Origin of the sequence: Bacillus sp. UNC322MFChir4.1 (assembly GCF_000746135.1) — a bacterium.
GTDB lineage: Bacteria > Bacillota > Bacilli > Bacillales > Bacillaceae_G > Bacillus_A.
The window spans coordinates 152,676-174,651 of record NZ_KN050810.1; the positions used below are offsets into that span (position 1 = coordinate 152,676).

At 38.3% G+C, this 21,976-nt stretch carries 23 protein-coding genes; 6 read left to right on the plus strand and 17 right to left on the minus strand.

All coding sequences use genetic code 11. From position 1 onward, the window contains the following. Positions 1 to 46: 46 nt before the first annotated feature. Both thpR and pepV read right to left on the minus strand, forming a co-directional pair. The gene (gene thpR, locus BR72_RS19845) at positions 47 to 601 is read right to left on the minus strand and encodes an RNA 2',3'-cyclic phosphodiesterase (RefSeq protein ID WP_035435995.1); all 555 of its coding nucleotides are present in this window, start codon (positions 599 to 601) and stop codon (positions 47 to 49) included. Positions 602 to 903: 302 nt separating this feature from the next. Next, the gene (pepV, locus tag BR72_RS19850) at positions 904 to 2,310 is read right to left on the minus strand and encodes a dipeptidase PepV (RefSeq protein ID WP_035435998.1); all 1,407 of its coding nucleotides are present in this window, start codon (positions 2,308 to 2,310) and stop codon (positions 904 to 906) included. Positions 2,311 to 3,024: 714 nt separating this feature from the next. Here pepV and BR72_RS19860 point away from each other — a divergent pair. Continuing rightward, a complete protein-coding gene (locus BR72_RS19860) occupies positions 3,025 to 3,246 on the plus strand; it encodes a DeoR family transcriptional regulator (protein WP_035436379.1) in 222 nt (73 codons plus the stop codon). A 343-nt stretch (positions 3,247 to 3,589) separates the two neighbouring features. Here BR72_RS19860 and BR72_RS19865 read toward each other — a convergent pair whose 3' ends face one another. Together BR72_RS19865 and BR72_RS19870 are read right to left on the minus strand one after the other, a co-directional pair. Beyond that, complete coding sequence (locus BR72_RS19865) at positions 3,590 to 4,318, minus strand: pseudouridine synthase (protein WP_035436002.1); 729 nt, start codon at positions 4,316 to 4,318, stop codon at positions 3,590 to 3,592. A 44-nt stretch (positions 4,319 to 4,362) separates the two neighbouring features. Next, positions 4,363 to 6,012 carry a putative polysaccharide biosynthesis protein gene (locus BR72_RS19870; protein ID WP_035436006.1) on the minus strand — a complete coding sequence of 550 codons (1,650 nt, stop codon included), beginning with the start codon at positions 6,010 to 6,012 and terminating at the stop codon, positions 4,363 to 4,365. 153 nt (positions 6,013 to 6,165) lie between these two features. Here BR72_RS19870 and BR72_RS19875 point away from each other — a divergent pair, with 153 nt between their 5' ends. Continuing rightward, positions 6,166 to 7,431 carry a BaiN/RdsA family NAD(P)/FAD-dependent oxidoreductase gene (locus tag BR72_RS19875; RefSeq protein ID WP_035436007.1) on the plus strand — a complete coding sequence of 422 codons (1,266 nt, stop codon included), beginning with the start codon at positions 6,166 to 6,168 and terminating at the stop codon, positions 7,429 to 7,431. Between the two features lie 70 nt (positions 7,432 to 7,501). Next, a complete protein-coding gene (locus BR72_RS19880; RefSeq protein WP_035436009.1) occupies positions 7,502 to 8,950 on the plus strand; it encodes an MDR family MFS transporter in 1,449 nt (482 codons plus the stop codon). Between the two features lie 254 nt (positions 8,951 to 9,204). Here the strand turns inward: BR72_RS19880 and BR72_RS19885 are convergent, their stop codons facing one another. From BR72_RS19885 to BR72_RS19895, 3 genes are all read right to left on the minus strand, one after another. After that, positions 9,205 to 9,387 carry a sporulation protein Cse60 gene (locus BR72_RS19885; RefSeq protein ID WP_020060291.1) on the minus strand — a complete coding sequence of 61 codons (183 nt, stop codon included), beginning with the start codon at positions 9,385 to 9,387 and terminating at the stop codon, positions 9,205 to 9,207. Position 9,388: 1 nt separating this feature from the next. After that, the gene (locus tag BR72_RS19890; RefSeq protein WP_035436012.1) at positions 9,389 to 9,625 is read right to left on the minus strand and encodes a DUF2553 family protein; all 237 of its coding nucleotides are present in this window, start codon (positions 9,623 to 9,625) and stop codon (positions 9,389 to 9,391) included. 121 nt (positions 9,626 to 9,746) lie between these two features. Continuing rightward, a complete protein-coding gene (locus BR72_RS19895) occupies positions 9,747 to 10,151 on the minus strand; it encodes a VOC family protein (RefSeq protein ID WP_035436014.1) in 405 nt (134 codons plus the stop codon). A 234-nt stretch (positions 10,152 to 10,385) separates the two neighbouring features. Here BR72_RS19895 and BR72_RS19900 point away from each other — a divergent pair, with 234 nt between their 5' ends. After that, on the plus strand, positions 10,386 to 12,068 hold the full coding sequence (locus BR72_RS19900) for an LPXTG cell wall anchor domain-containing protein (protein ID WP_035436016.1): 1,683 nt from the start codon (positions 10,386 to 10,388) through the stop codon (positions 12,066 to 12,068). A 133-nt stretch (positions 12,069 to 12,201) separates the two neighbouring features. Here the strand turns inward: BR72_RS19900 and BR72_RS19905 are convergent, their stop codons facing one another. From BR72_RS19905 to BR72_RS19940, 8 genes are all read right to left on the minus strand, one after another. Then, on the minus strand, positions 12,202 to 12,405 hold the full coding sequence (locus BR72_RS19905) for a hypothetical protein (RefSeq protein ID WP_035436018.1): 204 nt from the start codon (positions 12,403 to 12,405) through the stop codon (positions 12,202 to 12,204). A 290-nt stretch (positions 12,406 to 12,695) separates the two neighbouring features. Then, positions 12,696 to 13,535, minus strand: a complete 840-nt coding sequence (locus BR72_RS19910; protein WP_035436019.1) for a DUF2935 domain-containing protein — start codon at positions 13,533 to 13,535, stop codon at positions 12,696 to 12,698. Between the two features lie 142 nt (positions 13,536 to 13,677). Continuing rightward, positions 13,678 to 14,016, minus strand: a complete 339-nt coding sequence (locus BR72_RS19915) for a YmaF family protein (protein WP_035436021.1) — start codon at positions 14,014 to 14,016, stop codon at positions 13,678 to 13,680. Between the two features lie 196 nt (positions 14,017 to 14,212). After that, positions 14,213 to 15,382, minus strand: coding sequence for a nitrate/nitrite transporter (locus BR72_RS19920; protein WP_035436024.1), 1,170 nt, complete (start codon positions 15,380 to 15,382; stop codon positions 14,213 to 14,215). Between the two features lie 238 nt (positions 15,383 to 15,620). Then, a complete protein-coding gene (gene moaD / locus BR72_RS19925) occupies positions 15,621 to 15,854 on the minus strand; it encodes a molybdopterin converting factor subunit 1 (protein ID WP_035436026.1) in 234 nt (77 codons plus the stop codon). Continuing rightward, a complete protein-coding gene (locus BR72_RS19930) occupies positions 15,851 to 16,321 on the minus strand; it encodes a molybdenum cofactor biosynthesis protein MoaE (RefSeq protein WP_035436030.1) in 471 nt (156 codons plus the stop codon). Before BR72_RS19930 ends, moaD begins: the two co-directional genes overlap by 4 nt. After that, entirely contained in the window at positions 16,318 to 16,839 is a 522-nt protein-coding gene (gene mobB / locus BR72_RS19935; protein WP_035436032.1) for a molybdopterin-guanine dinucleotide biosynthesis protein B, read from the minus strand. The genes BR72_RS19930 and mobB overlap by 4 nt, the downstream gene beginning before the upstream one ends. Beyond that, the gene (locus BR72_RS19940) at positions 16,800 to 18,092 is read right to left on the minus strand and encodes a molybdopterin molybdotransferase MoeA (RefSeq protein ID WP_035436034.1); all 1,293 of its coding nucleotides are present in this window, start codon (positions 18,090 to 18,092) and stop codon (positions 16,800 to 16,802) included. Before BR72_RS19940 ends, mobB begins: the two co-directional genes overlap by 40 nt. 95 nt (positions 18,093 to 18,187) lie before the next feature. Here BR72_RS19940 and moaC point away from each other — a divergent pair, with 95 nt between their 5' ends. Continuing rightward, a complete protein-coding gene (gene moaC / locus BR72_RS19945; protein ID WP_035436036.1) occupies positions 18,188 to 18,670 on the plus strand; it encodes a cyclic pyranopterin monophosphate synthase MoaC in 483 nt (160 codons plus the stop codon). Between the two features lie 30 nt (positions 18,671 to 18,700). Here the strand turns inward: moaC and BR72_RS19950 are convergent, their stop codons facing one another. Continuing rightward, positions 18,701 to 19,714, minus strand: a complete 1,014-nt coding sequence (locus tag BR72_RS19950; RefSeq protein ID WP_035436039.1) for a molybdopterin-synthase adenylyltransferase MoeB — start codon at positions 19,712 to 19,714, stop codon at positions 18,701 to 18,703. Positions 19,715 to 19,729: 15 nt separating this feature from the next. Then, entirely contained in the window at positions 19,730 to 20,743 is a 1,014-nt protein-coding gene (gene moaA, locus BR72_RS19955) for a GTP 3',8-cyclase MoaA (RefSeq protein WP_035436042.1), read from the minus strand. Positions 20,744 to 21,040: 297 nt separating this feature from the next. On the opposite strand from moaA, the gene BR72_RS19960 reads away from it, so the two are divergent. Then, complete coding sequence (locus tag BR72_RS19960) at positions 21,041 to 21,733, plus strand: Crp/Fnr family transcriptional regulator (RefSeq protein ID WP_035436044.1); 693 nt, start codon at positions 21,041 to 21,043, stop codon at positions 21,731 to 21,733. Positions 21,734 to 21,976: the final 243 nt, after the last annotated feature.

Below are 21,976 nucleotides of genomic sequence, written 5' to 3' on the forward strand. Positions count from 1 at the left end.
AGACATTCCATTTTCTATAGTATATTCAAAAAATCAGAAAACGTTTTCAAGCTTGTGCATTCTGTAAAGATATTTCATAAATTGCCTCATACTTCGGCATCCGTTCTACATGTGTTTCGTATAACGCTACTGTTTCCACTTCAAATATACGCGACGGCAGGGCTGGAAGCTGATTTTTATCAAACGCTTCTTCTCCCTTCCATTTTCGAGCCACGGTAATATGAGGATGATACGGACGCGTTTCTAATTGAAAACCATTTTGCTCACATATCGTATACACTTGTTTTTGTAAATCAAACAAAGCCTGTTCTTCTTTCACTCCAACCCAAAACACACGCGGCTGTTCCTTTACACCAAATGTATGACACCCTTGCAATGTAAGTAAAAAACGAGATATTTTAGCCAGTTGCTGCAAATCTTGTTTCAATTTTTCAAGCTGCCCTTCCTCAGCACTTCCTAAAAACGAAAGTGTAATATGATAATCTTCTTTATGAACCCAAGAACGAAACGGCGTCGTTTCTTCTATTAATTCTTTCCACTCTGCCAATATGCTCTTTATCTCATTTGGTAACTTCACCGCAAGAAAATAATGTCTCGCCATCTTTTCTCTCTCCTTTTTTAGGATACACCTATTATTCGTGTGAAGCTGATTCTCCATACATATGAAAGAAGCCGCTCCCCTGATCGAGAGCGGTTCATCCACTGTTTACTCCACTAATAAAAGTTCAATTTTTCAACACATAAATCGCATGTACGAAAAACAAAAAGTGACTTACACTCGTTTCCTCCCTTTGTTTTCACACAGTACGTGGCAGAAACTGGCCCTAACCGCTTCTATGCATAGCCAGTACCTCTCGCCCACCTAAAAAAAGAAAGGTTTTATGTTTTTTCATTCCCATACTTCTATTTCGCTAATTCATAAATCGCATGTGCATAAATCGCTGTTGCCTTAAGCAAATCCTCAATCTCAATATACTCATCTTTCTGATGCGCTAATTCTTCTTTTCCTGGGAATAGCGGACCGAACGCAACGCCAGCTTTCAATGAACGTGCATATGTACCGCCGCCAATTGCTAGTAACTCGGCTTTTTCTCCTGTTTGTTCTTCATATACACGCTGAAGTGTACGAATTAATACGTGATCTTTATCAACGTGATGCGGACGAGAATCTGAGACATTTGTAATAGCAAAGTCTTTTGCATTCACATAATTTGTTAATGTTTGCAGCGTTCCTTCTAAGTTTGTTGTAACTGGATAACGAATGTTTAATCCTAGTTTACCGCCTTCTTCTTTTGTATAAGAGAGAAGACCAACGTTTACTGTTAATGGACCTGTAATTTCATCTGCATACGCAATGCCAGCTTTTTCTCCAAGCGTATCATTTGTAAATGTTTCTGCCGCTAAACTAGCAAATGCGCCGCCTTGTTCATCTAAAGAGATTGTCGTTAAGAAGTTCACAAGTGTTAAGCCAGCATTTTCTCCTTGTTCCGGTGTAGAACCGTGTGCCGAAATCCCTTCTACTTGCAGTGTAACTGTATTTCCATCGACAATTGCTTTCCCGTTTTTCTTTCCTTCTTGTATATATTGTTCATACTGATTTGCAAGTTCTGCTGCTTTTTCGCTCGTTAGGGTAGCCTCTGCAAAATCAGGAACCATATTTAATCGGCGTCCGGATGAGAAGGATACTAATATATGTTCTCCTGCTACGTGTTCTTTTTTATTTTGGACAACATATAAATCGCAAATTCCTTTTTCCGCATTAATAATTGGAAAATCTGCATCTGGAGCAAAGCCCATCGTTGGCATTTCTTCGTGTTTAAAGTAATGGTCTACGCACTTCCAGTTACTTTCTTCATCCGTTCCTAAAATCATGCGAACGCGTTTAGAAAGTGGCAATTCTAGTTCTTTTACAATTTTCATTGCGTAGTAAGCTGCCATTGTTGGGCCTTTATCATCAATCGCACCGCGTGCAAAGATTTTACCGTCACGAATATCAGCGCTATATGCCGGCGTTGTCCAGCCGTCTCCTTCTGGTACGACATCGACGTGACATAAAATACCAACGATTTCTTCTCCTTGTCCCATTTCTAAATGCCCTGCATATCCCTCTAAATTTTTCGAAAGAAATCGGTCAGACTCTCCCTTATCTAGCATGAAAGATAATGCATTTGCTACACCTTCTCCAAACGGTGCACCTTCTTTTGCCGTTTCTTCTTCCCATACACTTTTAATTTGTAAAAATTGCTGTACATCATGGATTAGAGCATCTTTTCGTTTCTCTACTTCTTGCATCCAATTTATATTTGTCATACTTTCACCCTCTTCTATATTCTCTTTTTCATCATAGCAAACGATCTCTTTTTATGCTAGCAAGCTCAAGTTCAATAACGAACAATTATAATATTTCAGATTATTAAAATTAGTTTTTTCTTATTTTTATTAAATTATTTGCAGGAATTTGACGTTTTACGTAGAAATTTATAAGATAGTTGGTAAAGAGAAACAGAATGTCAACAACTTTCTTTCTATAGACTCTAGCAGATGGTCAACTACCCACCACTTAAACGCTAACCCGGTTTGAAGTGGGGGCTTGAAATAAGCCCTGGTTGTCTAGCCTAAGTCTTTCGTGGACTCCGTTTGTAGGTGAATGATTCCCTAGTTCTTGGCTCTATGGTGGCTCTGTAACAGTTCTGATTGGGAAAGAACGGTCAACCACAAGCCTTCATATAAGAAGTTGCCAACACCTACAAACATTGGCGAAGGGAAACTACATCCTCATATGGATGGGCAAAACATGCGTGTATTTGCCAAGAATTACTTTATGCTATACCTAACCGAAATTCCCCCTTACCTCTGGGTTGCTGTCCGTCACGCGCTTGAAAATGGGACTTTTTTCGGGAATATGTTAAAATTTCGTAAAAATTGAGCAAGTTAGAGCATGTTTTTTTTCATCTGGAGTACAATGAAAATAACGACCTTCTTTCCTGAATGGGTCAAAAAACTTGTAGAGGAGTGGTTTTTTTGATAAAACCTACAACTACTCGTATGCTAACACGTATTAAATCAATCTATATGTACATTAATGAGAAAGGCACCGTAACGACGCAAGACCTTGTAGATGAGTTCGGGATCACACCGCGAACGATACAGCGCGATCTGAATGTGTTGCAATTTAATGAACTCGTGTATAGCCCTTGCCGCGGCAAGTGGACAACAACAGGAAAGAAAGTGAGAATGACCTCGTGATGAGTATAACTTGATTTATTATATACATACCCCATTCTTAATAAAAAGAATGGGGGTCTTTTTGATTATGATATAATTCACTGCCAACTAAAACAAAACGTGCCCTGCACTTGTTTTCTCTCTTTGTTTTAACAAAGCAGGTGACAAAAAAAGAGGGTTGCATACCTTTTCATCTCGATACCTCAACCTCTAATTCACCGCTTACGAAAACAAAAAGTAACCCCCACTCGCTTCATCCCTTTGTTTTAACACCGCAAGTGGCAAAAAAAGGCCCTGACCGCTACTAAGCATCGCCAGAACCCCTCGCCCACCTTAAAAAGAAAGGTTTTTTCGGTTTTTCAACTTATCTTTCTACTTGCGTATGACAAGACTTCAACATCTCTACTTCTTCGTCTGTCAATTCACGGTACTGCCCAAGCTCTAATTCCTCATCTAATACTAAAGGCCCCATCTCTGTACGCTTTAAGTACACAACCTTTTTGCCAACCGCTTCAAACATGCGCTTTACTTGATGAAACTTTCCTTCTGTAATAACGAGTTCAATTTCAGACACGTCATCGCTTTGTAGAATTGTTAAATCACCTGGCTTTGTTTCATATCCATCTTCTAAAATAACGCCTTTTTTGAACGCTGCAACATCTTCTTCTGTCACTTTCCCTGCTACTCTTGCAAAGTATTTTTTCGGCACGTGCTTTTTCGGAGAAAGAAGTTGATGCGCTAGCTTTCCGTCATTTGTTATTAACAGAAAACCTTCTGTATCAATATCGAGTCTTCCAACTGGGAATGGATCAAAAATCGCATCTTCCATTTCTAATAAATCGATAACTGTTTCATGATTGTCATCTTCTGTTGCCGAAATGACACCTTGTGGTTTATGCATCATTAAGTATATGAATTCTTTATACTCTACTACTTCACCGTGAATCATAACTTCTTGTTCTTCAACGTTCACGTGATATTTCGCATCTTTCACTGATACGCCATCTATTTTGACAACGCCATCTTTTAATAATTTTTTCACTTCTTTACGGCTACCATAGCCCATGTTTGCTAATAACTTATCTAATCTCATCATTTCACCTGCTTTATATAATTAGAAAAAGAGAGGCGCACCATTTACGCCCCTTTCGTTTTTATCTTCAATCTACCACCAAGTTTACGCTGAATCTTCTTTAAAAATTCACCGCCAAATACTCGCTCTATTACGCCGGTACGGAATGCTAAATATCCATACACAGCTGCTCCTCCCATTGCACAAATGAAAACTGCAACTAATGCTGCAAATCGACTTGTCTCATATGGAAGCATAAAGGAAAGAATCCATAATAATATGTTAACAACTACAACCATCACAGCTGTTAATACTGCAATTTGAAACGTTCGTTTATACACAAGTGCAAATGAAAATTGCGCATATTTTTGAATTTGTTTATTTGTATACCAAATGGATACAGCGAACGCTACACCTGTTGCTACGACCGCACCAACCGTTCCAAAATAACGAATAAACATCACATTACATAAGAATTTTAAAATAACGCCTATGCCAAGTGCAATGATCGCATGCTTTTGCTGGTTAATCCCTTGCAAAATAGCTGCTGTTACTGTGAACAATGCAAACAATAACGCAACTGGAGCATACCACATTAATACTTTTCCGCCGAGCGGATCAGCTTCATAAAATGCGGTATAAATTGGATACGCTAACGTGGAAATTCCAATGACTGCTGGTAATGTTAAAAACATATTCACTTGAAACGTTTGGGTAATTTGCTGCTTCAAATAACTGAACTGTCCTTCTGTAAACGATTTTGTAATTGCCGGTACGAGCGTTAAGCTATACGCCGTTGCAAGCGATACTGGAATCATAATTAACTTATGTGTCCACATTGTAAAAATACCAAGAGCACGTTCTGCAATATCCCCTTGTCCAATTGCTTGCATAATGGCATTAAACGTTAACGTGTCAATTTGCTGATAAAGCGGAATCGTTAACCCAATCACAACATAAGGAATTGCATACGCAAACAGTTCTTTAAATAAGTCAACTGTTTTAACGGTTGACTCTGGTGCTGTTTGATTGATAATGTGTTGCTCTAAATGATGCTTTCGCTTCCTCCAATACCAAATGAGGACAGCCAATGCTCCGACAGCGGAAACAAACGCTGCAAATGTCGCCACCCCAACTGCTGTTGCGACCGAACCTTTCATTACTTTTATAACGATAAAACTACCTATAAGTAAAAATACAATCCGAATAATTTGTTCAATAATTTGTGAAACGGTCGTTGGTCCCATTGATTGGAATCCTTGAAAATAACCGCGAATTAAACTCGCCGCTGGTACTACAAGAAGCGCAAAGCTAACGAGACGAATAATCATTGTTACATCTTCTAAGCTATTATGTAAATTTTGCTTCCCTAGCATCGCCTCAGCAAAGAACGGCGCTGTCATATATAAGACTAAAAAGGAAAGGATTCCGCTTATGATCATCATAACCATACCGGAGCGAAACATTCTTCGGCTCGTCTTATAATCTCCAAGTGCATTATATTTCGAAACAAACTTCGAAACTGCAAGCGGCACCCCTGCCGTTGCGATACTTAAAAAGATTGTATATGGAATATATCCATACGTGTATAGCGCCCCGCCTTCTGTGCCAACTAACGCATGAAACGGAAAAACATAAATCATGCCGAGGAACTTTACTAAAAATGTCCCAAGCGTCACAATAAGCGTTCCGCGTAAAAATTTTGAATCGGACATAAAAAAATCCTCCTACATTATTCAAAACCCTGTACTCCAACCTTTGTATTGTATCACACTTTATCCTCTTAACAGTATATCCCTTCATTTTTCTTTTCTATGAAAACATGATATTCTTGAATGCAGCAAAATAAGAAAATGAGGTCGATTTATATGCATTATGATGTAATTGTCATTGGTGGCGGTCCTTCTGGTTTAATGGCAGCGATCGGTGCTGCTGAAGAAGGTGCACGCGTTTTACTTCTTGATAAGGGCGACAAATTAGGAAGAAAGCTTGCGATTTCTGGCGGCGGACGCTGCAACGTAACGAACCGTCTGCCGCTCGATGAAATTGTAAAACATATTCCGGGAAATGGTCGTTTCTTATATAGCGCCTTTTCGATTTTTAATAATGAAGATATTATTCAGTTTTTCGAAAAGCTGGGCGTTAAATTAAAAGAAGAAGATCATGGTCGTATGTTCCCTGTATCAAATAAAGCACAGTCCGTTGTAGATGCACTGCTCACGCGTTTAAAGGAACTGCGCGTAACGATTCGGACAAATCTTCCTGTGAAAACTGTAGAGTATGAAAATGGCCAAACGAAAGCTGTTATCCTGCAAAATGGTGAAGTGCTGGAAACAAATCATGTCGTGATTGCCGTTGGCGGGAAATCAGTGCCGCATACAGGCTCTACTGGGGATGGCTACGCTTGGGCGGAAAAAGCAGGGCATACGATTACAGAACTATTCCCAACGGAAGTACCACTTCTTTCGAATGAACCATTTATTCGTGACCGTACATTACAAGGCATAGCGCTTCGTGATGTAGAACTAAGCGTATTAAATCCAAAAGGGAAACCTGTTATCTCTCATAAGATGGATATGCTCTTTACTCACTTTGGTGTGTCTGGACCAGCTGCTCTTCGCTGTAGTCAATTCGCCCTGAAAACAATGAAAAAGTTCAAAACAAACAACGTCACAATGAGCATTGATGCGTTGCCAGAAGAACATGGCGAACAACTTTTCCAGCGCATGATGAAACAAATGAAAGAAGAATCGAAAAAGGCAATAAAGAATGTACTGAAAGGTTATGTGCCTGAGCGTTATTTCTTATTCCTATTAGAGAAAAATGAAATTGACGGCAGTCAGCAATGCGGACAAATTTCTCACGAAAAGATCCGTGCTCTTGCTGCTGACTTCAAAGGATTTACCTTTACCGTAAACGGAACGCAGCCTCTTGAAAAAGCATTCGTAACAGGCGGCGGTGTGTCGGTGAAAGAAATTAATCCGAAAGAAATGTCATCAAAACTCATGAACGGCTTATATTTCTGCGGAGAAATTCTTGATATTCACGGCTATACGGGCGGGTATAATATTACTTCCGCATTCGTTACAGGCCGAATTGCTGGAATGACTGCTGGTCAAAATGCTACCATATAGTAGTAAAAAAGGAGCCTAATTATAGTCTCCTTTTCATTTGTAATTGTAAAAAAGCTAAAGGGGAAAACAGATGAGAAAAAAAGTAATGATGTCTTTAATGCTAATGACGTTTCTTTCTGCTGTTGAAGGAACGATTGTTAGCACAGCGGTACCTCGCATTACAAGCGAACTTTCAGGAGTAGGACTTGTAAGCTGGGTGTATGCCATTTATATGTTAGCAACCGCAGTCACAACACCGATTTACGGGAAGCTAGCCGACTTATTTGGACGTAAAAAAGTACTATTAACTGGAGCTGCCATCTTTTTAATCGGCTCGACATTATGCGGCGTTGCAACATCGATGGAGCAATTAATTCTATTCCGCGCCCTGCAAGGAGTAGGAGCAGGTGCTGTTATGCCAATTACAATGACAATTATCGGTGACTTATATAGCGAAGCAAAAGACAGAGCAAAAGCACAAGGTTGGCTGAGCGCTGTTTGGGGTGTATCTGGTGTTGTCGGACCGTTAGTTGGCGGATTTTTAGTTGATTCACTATCTTGGCGTTATATCTTTTTCTTAAACATTCCATTTGGAATCTTTGCTTGTGCAATGATTGCGATTTCTTATAAAGAATCTATCAAACCAGCAAAACATCATATCGATTATCCAGGTGCGATGATCTTCTCACTTAGTACGATTGCCTTACTTTATGCACTACTAACAGGAAGTCAGCAGCAAAACTGGGGCGATATCACAATTATCGGTCTGCTAGTATTTGCCGTTATCGCATTTATTCTTTTCTTACTTGTAGAAAAAAAATCACCAGAACCATTAATTCCGTTAGAGTTGTTCTCTAACCGAACTGTATCTATCGTAAACGTATTAACATTAATTGCTGGTGCGATGATTATTAGTATTACAATGTACCTTCCAATTTGGACACAAGGGGTATTAGGAAAAAATGCAACGGAAGCTGGTATGATTTTAATGCCAATTCCTGTAGTTTGGACAGTTGGTGCGATGATGTCTGGTAACTTAGTTGGCCGTTTACAAACAAAACAAATTATTTTACTTGGCAGCAGCATTTTATCGGCTTCAACGTTCTTATTATTCATACTATCTACTCATTCACATCCATCTCTTATTTACATTGCAATGGGGATGTTTGGCCTTGGAATGGGACTTATCACACCAATCTTTATGGTCACAATTCAAGCTTCTGTCCCTGCGAATAAACGCGGAACAGCAGTCGGTTTAAATACATTTATTAATACATTTAGTCAAACGCTAGGTGCAGCAGTATTTGGAACAATGTTCAATACAGTGATCCACAGCGCTGGAGACGGAAATGTAAACTTAGTAACTTCAGAACACGGAAGTACTGCAGCGCGTTCGCAAGAAGTGCTCGCTTCTAGTGTTCATATTATCTTTAGCGGCACATTTATATTAGCCGTTATCAGTTTAGTTATTGCATGGATATGCTTAAAATCCAAACAACAAGAAACAGTTGCACCGCAGCAAAAAGGCACCGCACTGTAAAAGAAAGTGTTGAGAATCTCTCAACACTTTTTTTCATACACTGCCTATTTAAACGTCTCGTGATGGATTGTATCTTCGATGTATTGTGTCGAGTTTTGCCGAGGTGTCTTTATATTGTGTCGAAGAATCTTTATATCGCTAAAAGTGGTCGATATATTTGAAAAGTCGCCGATATATGAGGGATTTCCGCCGATAAAGTGAAACCAATCATTAGTTACATACAAAAAAGACGACACGAAGCCGTCTTTTTGTATTTAAGACCGATATACAACCATCGCAGAGAAACAATAAATCTGACTCTCTTCATCATTGTTCGAAACCGATACTTGGTACTTAATATCTACAATTTGTTCTTCGTCCATTTTTTTCAAAAAGACATTGATTGCCTCTTCTAAATCCTTTTCATGACTTTCATCAAAGATCTTTACGCGAATCACATTAACACCATCCTAAGTCGCAACCTTCTACTGCTGGACTGTTATCTCGGTGTGTATCAATGATGCGATAAAACTTGCCATCTTCATATAAGTAACCATCTTCTAATACATATTGCTTCTCTTCAGTATAGACATAAAATTTACCAATCATAAATTTATTAGAGTATAATTCCAAATAATCTGTCTTAAACTTCGCCACTACCTTGTCTGTAATATCAATTTTAATTGTACGGCTCATCTCCCACCCCTCCTTTCGAAAAAGAACGGATTGGTTTATTGTATTAAGGATTTTTTATTTTATGAATAAAAATTAAGGGGACGTGCCGTAGAATTCTCATTTCATTAGTGAGATTATAGCTTTAATTATTGGAGCGTAACCCCTCTGTATTCATAAGTACAATTCTCCATCCATCGGGATCTTCTATTGTAGTTCCTTTTTCTTTCCAATAAGGATTTTCTGGTTCAACTTCAAAATATCCCATTGTATTTAATCTATTATTTACATTTTCAATTTTAACTTTATCCGGTATATAAAATACAAGTAAATTATCTTTTGTCGGAGCAGGACATGGAGTTCCGCTTACATGCCTTGTAAACTCTAAATGATATTCTACACCAGGTAATCCAAACATTACTCCATCATAACCTTCATGATTATGAAACACACCTATACGTTTTAACCCTAATCCTTCTTCGTAAAATCGAATTACTTCTTCAAATTTATCTGTCGGTCTTGCGATTCTAAATTGAACCCACTTTTCCATACAATTCCCTCTCCATCCATTTTAGAATACTTTCAACTTCTATTATAAAATGGCTGTATACTTCTTAAAATCACTCATTAGGGTTAGATAAAGTAGCACAAAAGACTTATATACATCTAGCAAAATTAGCAGAAAAACCTACAAAAAATTTAATTTTATTGATTATTATTGTAATTTTTGGTATAAATTTCTTGTGATGTTTTTTTAAAATTCAAAATCCAGAGGTGGTTTCTAGTGAAGAAAAAATACGCTTTACCAGCAGTCGCAGCTACATCTTTATTACTGCAACCTATGAGTACGTTTGCTCAAACGAACGAAACGAAGACTGTCATTTCAGAAGAAAAAAAAGAAACTGTAAATCAAAAAGAACTTGAATCAAAACAAACGAATGCTTCTGAAACTGCGCAAAAGCAAGAATCAAAGTCCGAACAACAACAATCAATTGAACAAACAAAACCTGTACAAGAGCAAAAGCCAACTGAACAAACGAAACCTGTACAAGAACAAAGCAAAACAACCGCTCCACCTTCTCAAGAAAATAAACCAACACCTCAGCAAACAGCACCTACAAAAGAAGAAAAATTAACAGAGGAAGCAAACCAACAAGCACAAGCGCCAGTAAAACAAACAATCGCAGAAATGTTCCCTGACGCAACCATCGCCAGCGCAGTTGCTAGTGAGCTTGGAAAAACACCTAATGATAAAGTAACAGAAGAAGAATTAAAGCTAGTAACAACGCTTGAAATTGCGAATGAGGGGACATTCACTTCCTTACAAGGATTTCACTTATTACCAAATTTAGAAAATCTCAATTTGTATGCAAATAATAAAGTAAACAAGGCATTAACCAAATCTGCTCTTTCTATTGATCTATCAAACAATAAGAAACTGAAGCACTTAGCTATAAGCAACTTAGGGCTCAACGCACTTTCATTATCTGAAAATAAAGATCTACAATCATTGGGTTTAGAAAACAATCAAATTGCTGTATTAGATGTATCTAACCAAACGAAATTAACTGCTCTGTCAGCTGTACATAATGGCATAAAAGAATTACGTTTACCAAAAGAATCGAAACTAGAAATACTCGATGTATCTAACAACAACCTAACAAATTTAAACTTAGAAAATCATGTCGCATTGCACGATCTCTTTGCAGAAGAAAATGCGCTTTCTTCTATACAATTCAATCCAAACGCAATACTTCGCAATGTGCAATTAAATAACAATAAACTGACTGATTTGCCTAACTTAAACACATCTAAACTTTTTTATTTAAATATTGAAGAAAATAAATTTGATTTGAAAAATGGACCATTTGCGAAAAAGCATCTTGAATTGTTACAACAAAATTTTAAGCCTGATAATGGGCAAGAGGCTTTTGGTTATTTTTTTGATTATCAATTCTCAGCTCACAGTGATCGTCCAGATGCACCAGTTGTCCTTGCTGATATGAAAAACAAGAAGATTTTCGGTGTATCTGGGCATATGGAATACTCTCTTGATGAAGGGAAAACATGGAATAACTTTGCGATTGATGGACACCTTTCAGTTGAAGAAGGCAAAAAAGCCCTCATTCGATACAAAAAGACTGATAAATGGTTAGAAAGTGAAGCAACAAAACTAGTATTCTCACAAACAGATAATACAAACAATGGAAATGGGAATAACGGTAATAACGGAAATTCCAACAGTGGCAATAACAATTCTAATAACGGTAACAATGGAAATTCTAACGGTGACAATAACAGTTCTAATAACAGTAACACAAATGGAACAGGTCAAGTTAACAAATCAACAGAATCCCAGTCACTTCCAAAAACAGGTTCTGCTGTTGAAACAACTGGAATCGCTGGAGCTCTTGCACTCCTTGGAGCTTGGTTCTTGCGAAGAAAGGCACAGCGAGAAGGAGAATAACAGAAATAAAAAAAGAAATCAGATTGAATCCTTTTATGAGGATAAATTTGATTTCTTTTTATCTTATAAAAACAAAGCGCCTCCAAGCTTATACTCGGTAGGCACTCTACTTTGCATGTATCATTCTAAACAATCATACATTGTTATCTCTCTGCTTTTTATAGAAGCGATTTGATTCCTCAATCATAATGCCTCCAATAATTATCATGATTCCTGCTGATATTTTGATACACACTCTATATACATACTCCAAATCTTTAAAATAAAGTGTTGTAACCATGTAAATAACAGCACCAGCTATTGCAAGAATTGAGCCTTTATATTTCTGAAAGAACATGAAAATCCACCTTTACTATGTATATACAATTGACATAAAAGCCAGCGTAAATCCTGCGATTGATATGTCAAAAAATAAAAACCCTAAAATAATACATAACATCCAATATATTCATAATAAAGGTTTGTAGAGTATGATTCAATATCCATATTACAACTAGAGATCTTAGCTATATGATTACTGTCCAGATTGTTCCATTTATTTTTGTTTTAATCGCTGTTCTAAAACGTGAATCATAAAGAAGAAATGATTCGCTTTTCTTAAAACATGATCCGCTAGTAAAGGATTCATTACATTCTAGATTGTGATTTAGCGCTTGTAAGATGAGCATCAAACATATCAATTATTTCAAGGAATCTATCAGCTTCACGGAAAACATGGTCTGCTAATAGTGGGTGAATGATACTCTTTATTTTACATTGCTCAATTAAATCACGTGCCGTTTTCTTAAAGTCCCGAAGAGATGTGACTGACACACGATTTTGATCCAGAAATTGATCTAAAAGAGGAACTGTTTGAGATTGTGGTTTCATAGATTCTAAGTCAATTGCTTGGTACATCAATTCATCAAAATCATTACTAAAATTCCGGGCCATATCTACAAGCTTTCTTTCTGATGGATCAAGAAGATGACCAATAAATTTAGCATGGTCTGCCATAATCCTTAAAAAGAAAACATTTTCTTTAATAATAGCATCAGGAAGAGCATCCAATTTACCTTCATTTAATTCAATTAAACGATTTCTAAAATAATTAGCTTCCCTACTTGTATGATCAACTAACAGTGGAAAATTATTTTGCCCTGGCAATTTACATGTGAGAATTAATCCTAGAATTTTTCGTTTAAATCCGAAAATATTAGTTGCAGCTTGTTGTACTTCTGAATTAAACCTTTTTATTTGCTCAGGATCTGTTTGATTTGTATAGGAATGTGCAATTTGTTCGATATGTTCAAACAATCGGTAAAATTGATTAGCCTCTTGGATTAGTTGCGTATCCTCACATCTAAACCCCAATCGAAGAAATAAAGAATGCTCTTTCATGATTCTAGACCAAAAACGAATTTCATTTAATGATCGTTCAACAAACACTCCAGATGTAACACCCGTATCAGGATGTATCCTATTCATTTTCAATCCCTCCAGTAAATACTATGCTAGTTCTATTCTTATGAATAGATATATATAAACATATCAGCAATAAAAGTTCAGTCTGGCTATAAAAATAATCTTATTTTTTTCTATTCATCCCAACATAAATAATAATTCTAATTTATTTATCACCTGGGGCGGGCTGATCCACTCCCTTAACCTGGTGTTTATGCCCATTATTTTCCGTCGTATAAAAATCGTAATAATGAACATGCATCCCATTTCCAACTGGAATTGCTGGTCCTGAGTACGCCTTGTAATAGTGTGTATGTCCATCTTCGAACAAAACATATCCTTCTGTATAATGTATATGCCCTCCTTCCTGTGTCTGAATTGGCGGGGATGTTATATCTAGACACTGATGGACATGACCTCCCACAACAGATGTATAATCCACTGACCCATGGTTATGATGTGGCACAAAACCAGAAACAAAATCATTTTTTCCTACCCTGTTCATTCTCTTCATTCCCCTTATGCATAAAGATAAACTCTATAAACTAGTATGCTTATACTATCGAGATAATTCCTCTCACATGTATCCTGCTGCTTTTTGGAAAGGAGAGCCCGATTGGTGAGAGCCTTCCATGAACAATCTCTCCTAAAAAATAAAAAAAGGTGTCTCCAAAATCGCAACTTGGAGACACCCTCTTCTACTATCTATGTTGTAACATCGCAACTAACTTCTCTTGACTATACATCCAAACAGTAATAACTAAACAAGCAAGCGCTACTTCTGATAACGCCATAAACCCAATTGCATAATGACCTGTTAGTTGGAATAAGAGTGTTAAGATTAATGGCGGGAAGAAACCGCCAAGTCCGCCAAGTGCTGATACAAGACCATTTACAATACCAGCTTGCTTAGAGAAATACATTGGTACAAGCTTAAAGATTGTTCCATTTCCAGTACCAGCGCAAAAAGCAACTAATAAACAACCGAATGTGTATACATTCATCTGTGGCATGAATGATAAAATAATTCCTGCTAATGTTAAACCGGTAAAGACAAAGATTAAAATTTTAAATGGATTAAATTTGTCGCCGAGCCAGCCCCCAATCGGACGCATGATTGTTGCTAAAGCGATAAAACCGGCTGTACGTAATCCAGCATCTACTTTCGCTAAACCAAAGTGAGATACAAGGAAGTTCGGTAAATAAACTGTAAATGCGACGAACGAACCGAATGTTAAGAAATAGAAAATACATAAGAACCAAAGCTTTTCATTTTTATATACACCTTTAATTTGTTCCGTTAATGATGTATGTACCTTTTTCTCGTTACGATCTCCTAACAGGAAGTTTGCTAATGCAAATGTAGCGAGTAAGATTAAGTACATTTGTACCGTTGTTCTCCAGCCAAATGAAGTTGCAAGTACTGGTGCGAGAAATGATGTAACCGCTGTCCCTATATTTCCTATTCCGTATATTCCGTTTACAAAGCCATGTTTTTCTTTCGGATAGTATTTTAGAAGAGATGTTACCCCTACAGAGAATACAGCTCCGCCAACCCCAGCAAATAAACCGCCAATAATTAAATCTAGCATCGATGTTGCCATACTAATATAAAAGACCGGGAATAATAGAATAATAAAACTAATAAAGAATAATTTTCTTGCTCCGTAACGATTGGTCCAGTAACCAATTGGAATGCGAAGAATAGAACCTAAAATAACTGGTACTGCTGTGACAAGAGAAATCTGTCCTGCTGTTAACGCAATGTCTGCTTTAATAAATGGCATTAAAGAAGATAAAATTACCCATACCATAAAGCCAAGTATAAGATTTGAAGTTTGTAATCCTAACTGAAAATTCGGATTTTTCATTAGTCTCTCCCCCTATTTTGTTCAATATTTCACATTTTCTATTGCTTCCCTCCTGCCTAATCACGCTCTTTCCCGCTATTCGCGGGCAATAATCCTCCACCTCAAGATTGAGTGAAGCGAAGAAGATAGGTGAAGGATAACTGCTGGCATGTGCCCGATTGGTGAGAGCTTTCCATCAATGGGGGATAAAGCCCCCACTGATGGAAGTTTCACTTTATCATGATTAGGCAGGAAAGAATCACCCGCCGCTTACTGGTGGAATCAATGCAACAACATCACCATCTTGAATCATATCGTCTTCATTTGCATATTCTTCATTAATTGCTACCATTGTGTGCTCTGAAAGGGAAACATTGTAGTCTTTCGTTACAAGCTCCTTCAGCTCTGCTACTGCAATGTTTTGGACATCCATTTGTAATTGGTGTGTTCCAGCTTCTTCTTGCAGGTGAGCAAATAATAATACTGTAATCATTTTGCATTCTCCTTTCCTGGTTCTCCGTTTGGATACGGTGTTTGCTCTAATTGATCGCCAATCCAGTTCTCACCGTCTTCCCAAAACTCTTTCTTCCAAATAGGAACGATTTGTTTAATGCGCTCCATAATGTACTCATTTGCCTCGTATGCTGCTTTTCGGTGCGGCGTCGCTACAGCAACAACTACCGCAATATCAGAAATTTGCAATGTGCCGATGCGATGTGAAATTGCCACATATGTTCCCGGCCATTTTTCTTTCGTTTCTTCCCCAATTTTGGCAAGCATCTTTTCAGCCATCGAACGATACACAGCATATTCTAAGTAAAGCGTACGGCGGCCTTTCGTAAATTCGCGCACTGTACCAATGAATGTCGTCACAGCCCCGCATTCACGTTGAATAACTTTCTGCGCTACTTCTTCAATCGAAATCGGTGTATCCACTACTTCAAAATACGTATTTGTCATTTTGCATCCCTCATTCTTTTTACAAACCAATTTATATACTTTTCATCTTCTGTTATATGAAAAACTTGATAATGTTCTTGCCCTGTTTTTAGAGCCTTATTCCATGTAATAACAGCAATCACATTTTCTACACTTTCTAATAAAGAAGCATCTTCCTCTGATCGAAGTAAAACGACTTTCGGGTATCGCTCTTTTTTATAGCCTTCAACAATTATGACTTCCGCTTCAAAACATGTATACAAACGAATGATTTTTTCTAAAGACCAGTCTTCCTTAGCGGATAAAGATAATAATCCGTCCCCTTCCACCACACTGACAATCGCTCCAGCTTGGCGATGACGTTCGCTATCTTTTTGCAGCGGCACTTCCGGATATCCTCCGTGCCCATGATGCTTAATCGCACCTACTTTCACGCCTTCATTCGTTAATGCTTTAATCAGCTTCTCTGTCAACGTTGTCTTCCCGCTATTTTGATACCCTACGATTTGTAAGACTGGAACGGTTCTTTCCACGGCCACTCACTTCCTTGCTCTCTGTCTAACAATAGGACAGTCACAGTCATCCCTTCTTCAAATCCGCGCGTTCCACCTGGTAAGACAATAAACGCATTCGCATCAGCGAGTGAAGAAACAGCACTGGATTTATCCAGTCCAACTGGCACAGCTTGCAGCCTTTCGTTTCCAATTTCTACTTTCCCTCTAACAAAGCGTGTAAATGGATTTGCTTTCGGGAACCCCTTCATTAAAATGGCGTCGCCGCGGTACATATGAGGCTCTTTCATATGTAAAAACGTTCGAGCAACCGGACGGACAAACAATTCAAACCCAACATAGCAAGCAGATGGATTTCCTGATAATCCAAACAATAACTTTCCGTCTACTTCTGCTACTGTCGTTACACTTCCCGGACGCATCGCTATTTTATTGAATAGTACGTTTGCTCCAAGCTTTTCATAAATGGCCGGTAAGTAGTCATAATCACCAACTGACACACCGCCTGTCGTAATGAGAATATCGACTTCTTCCATTGTCTTTTTTACCATCTCATAGCAAGTGTCGAAGTCATCTGCAAACTTTCCATAATACCGGACCGTTCCGCCTGCTCGCATAATTTGTGCACCGATCATATATGAGTTACTGTTGCGAATTTTCCCTGGTTCAAGCGGCTCATGAACTTCTAACAATTCACTTCCTGTCGTCACAATGCCAATCACCGGACGTTTTACAGTAGCTACTTCACTATAACCAAACGTTGCAAGAAGCGCTGCCACTCCTGGATTAATCATCGTTCCTTTTTCTACAAGCACTTGATGCTTCCTGACATCTTCACCTTTACGTGAAATATTATCGCCTGACTGAAACGGACGCTTCAATTTCATATATGTCTTTTCGTCTTTTTGAAAGCCTTCCGTAAGCTCAAGCATGACAACCGCATCACAGCCAGTTGGAATCGCTGCGCCGGTCATAATTCGCACCGCTTGAAATCCCTTCACTTCCTCGTTAAAAACAAAACCAGCACCAATTTCTCCAACAACTTCAAATTCGGTCGGATGTTCATAACTTGCTTTCTTCGTATCTTCGGCCCGAACCGCAAACCCATCGTACGGCGAGCGGTCAAAATGAGGCACGTCATGATCGGCAACTACATCTTCACCTAGAATTCGTCCATAACTTTCTGTAAGCGGTACTCGCTCAATTTCTCCGTGTTTTGCATACTCCATCACACGTGCTACTGCCTCGCTAACAGCAATTGGTATTCGTTTTTCTAGCATCATTTTCACCCCGCATTTGCAAAATATCACATCTTTATTACACTTTTTGTTGTACAATGCTAATCATAATAGCAATTACTTCAAGGAGGAATTTCATGTCTTCATTTACTCATTTTAACGATCAAGGCCGTGCTAAAATGGTCGATATTAGTGATAAAAAAGTTACTGTGCGCACAGCTATTGCTCGTTCAAGCATCACCTTGACGAAAGAAATTTACGAGAAAATCACTCATAATGAAATCGGAAAAGGCGATGTCCTAGCCGTTGCCCAAATCGCTGGTATTATGGCCGCAAAACGTACTTCGGATATTATTCCGATGTGTCATCCACTACTTCTAAAAGGTGTCGATATTTCCTTTGACTGGCACATTACAGATGAACAATATCGTTTGCTTATTGAAGTAAAAGTAAAAACAGAAGGCAGCACTGGCGTTGAAATGGAAGCCTTAACTGCCGCTTCCGCTTCCGCTCTTACCGTATACGACATGTGTAAAGCTGTCGATAAAGGCATGATTATCGGTGAAACATACCTGTTTGAAAAAACGGGCGGCAAAAGCGGTGATTATTCAAGAAATTAATCTTAATCCAAGGGGGATTCCCCTTTGGATTCACCCTATGTAACGCGCGTATAATCGTTTGGCCACTTGTATATCATTTGTACCATGAACAAAGGCTCGCCCATCTTGAAATAAAACGAAGCGATATTCATCAGCATGAAATGATAATAGGTGCGGCGTCCTCTGTACTGGCACGCTTCTTTGTAAGCGCTTTTCTATTTCTTCTAAGTTAAGAGGCTGATTTACGCCTGGACGAATTTGAACTGTATTGCGGCCGCATAGCGCTTCTGTTTTCGTTTGCGCTTCAAATGCTAAGCTTGGATATGTACGAAGCTTGCCGCATGATAGACAGTTTTCTTTTTTTTGCCGGTTTACTTTAAATGCCATATATTGATTGTTCCAAAGATCGAATGATACCATCGTTTCTCTCAGTGCCGCGAAGTCTCCAACTAATATTTTTAAAGCTTCAGCAACTTGATAAGCAACGACCATTTGCACGGCTGGTTGAATAATTCCCGCTGTATCACACGTTGCGCTGCTCGTTGGATGTTCCATTAAACAGCGAAAGCATGGTGTTTTCCCTGGAATAATCGTATACGTTACACCGTAACTCCCAACGCAGCCGCCATATATCCACGGAACGTTATACTTTTGTGAAATATCATTAATAAGAAGACGTGTATCGAAATTATCCGTCGCATCGATTATGATATCCACATTTTGCACAAGCCGCTCGATTTCTTGCACCGTTACATCCGTTACAACCGGCTCAACGTCTACTTCAGAATTAATTTGCCTTAAATGCTGCGCCGCTGCCACTGCTTTCGGCACATAGCACTTCGCATCTTCTTCTGTATATAATTGCTGCCTTTGCAAATTGCTCCATTCGACATAATCACGATCTGCAATCGTCAACTTGCCGACGCCTGCTCGAACGAGCGCCTCAGCATTTGCTGCACCAAGTGCACCAGCGCCAATGATTAATACGTGTTTTTCACTTAAATTACGCTGACCAGCTTCCCCAATCTCAGAAAACAGTATTTGCCGTGAATACCGCTCTTGCATCTTAACCCCTTCTCTCTATCCGCCAATATATGACATTTCAATTTTTGGGCGGTTATTTGCACTTTCTTCCGTTCGTTCATCCGAATAACGATCATTACGCTTATTCCATACATCTTGCACGATTTGGAACAATTTCTCATCATCTATTCCACCCCGGATTAGCGTGCGTAAATCTGTTCCTGTCGTTGCAAATAAACAAGTATACAATCGTCCTTCTGCTGAAATGCGCGCTCTCGTACAAGAAGAACAAAATGATTCAGAAACAGAAGTAATAAAACCAACTTCAGCCTCAGTTCCAACATATCGATATCGCTTGGCTACTTCACCGAAATAGTGAGGATCTATCGGTTCAATTGGATATACACGTCCAATCATATCGATTAACTCTTTCTTCGTAATGACTTGTTCAAAGTTCCAGCCGTTCGTACTTCCAACATCCATAAATTCGATAAAGCGAAGAGGGATGCACTGCTCTTTACAATAAGCGGCCATCTTCAAAATTTGGTTATCGTTCATTCCTTTTTTCACGACCATATTGACTTTCACGTCGAGCCCAGCAGATTTTGCTTCTTCAATTCCTCGTAATATAGGTTTTGTGCTTACATTGCGGCCATTAATATTTCGAAATACATCATCATCTAACGCATCTAAGCTGACGTTTACTCGCATTAAACCAGCTTCTTTTAATGCCTTTGCCTGTTTCGTTAAATGAATGCCGTTCGTCGTTAGCCCAATATCTGTTAAGCCTTCTATTTTCACAAGACGTTTAATGAGCTGTGGTAAATCTTTACGAAGTAGCGGTTCACCGCCAGTTAAGCGAATTTTCTTAACTCCCATACGAACAAACAGCTTAGCTAATCGTTCAATCTCATCAAACGTAAGTAGAAACTCTTCTTTTAAAAAAGCATAATCTGGTCCAAACACTTCAGCCGGCATACAATACGTGCACCGAAAATTACAACGATCAATGACAGAAATGCGTAAATCTTGAAGTGGACGCTGCCATACATCTACAATCTTCTCAGTCATCGTCACCCCTCCTTCTTGCTGCATATATACTTTTATTCTATTATAATATATTTTTAAACTAGGGTGTTTTGCTCTTGCACTTTATCTTTTTTTGGATGCCTTTCATTTGTCTTCATCATAAAAAAGAACTACAATCTATGTTGTGATATTTCTCACATCAATTTCCTCATTCAAAAATTCTTCACAAATCCAGTCAAAAACTGTTCACAATTAGGAAAAGGAAAAAATCTCTTGCATTTTCACTATATTTATATTCAAAATAAGGGATAGACTATTCGGAAAAAAGGGGTGACTGCTGTGACAAACAGTACTGCATTATCAAATGATTTAAATGAATTACTCGCATCTGTTGAATATAAAATGCAAGTGAACAAATCCCATTATATTTTCCAAGAAGGTATGGAGGCAAAAGAACTATACATTATTCGCTCTGGAAAAGTGCAAATTAGTAAAATTAGCGCCGATGGTCAAGAATTGACACTGCGCATTTGTTCGGAGAATGATATTATTGGGGAACTTACATTATTTACGGAAAACGCCAAATATTTATTAAATGCAAAAGTACTTGAACGTGCAGAAATCGGCGTCATTAAGCGGGATGCATTAGAAAAAGCATTGCTGGAAAAACCAGCTCTTGCCTTTGAATTTATGAAGTGGGTTAGTGAACATTTACGAAGAATGCAAACGAAGTTCCGTGATCTAGTATTGCATGGCAAAAAAGGAGCACTATACTCCACTCTCATTCGCATGACGAATAGTTATGGCATTTTAAAAGAAGATGGTATTCTGATTGATCTTCCATTAACAAATCAGGATCTTGCCAACTTCTGTGCAACCTCCCGTGAAAGTGTCAATCGCATGTTAAATGATTTAAAAAAACAAGATATTATTTCTATTCATAAAGGCAAAATCACCATTCATAATTTACATTTTTTAAAATGTGCAATCTCTTGTGAAGATTGCCCTACTTCTATTTGTAGTATTGAGTAGCATTCCTATATATACAAGTTAAAAAAACGACATAAAAACCTTTTCTTTTAGTGAGGAACGAGAGCTTCTGGCCGTGTATAGAAGCGGTCAGTACTTTCTCTTGCCACATGCAAGGTTTCAAGCGTTTTATTCTGCATAGCAGCAGCTGCCAGAAAATTAACATGGATATATTATTGAAGATGCTGCTCTTTTTCTTTCTCCCCCTACTTTACATACAAAACATATTTTGCGATGTGCAAAATA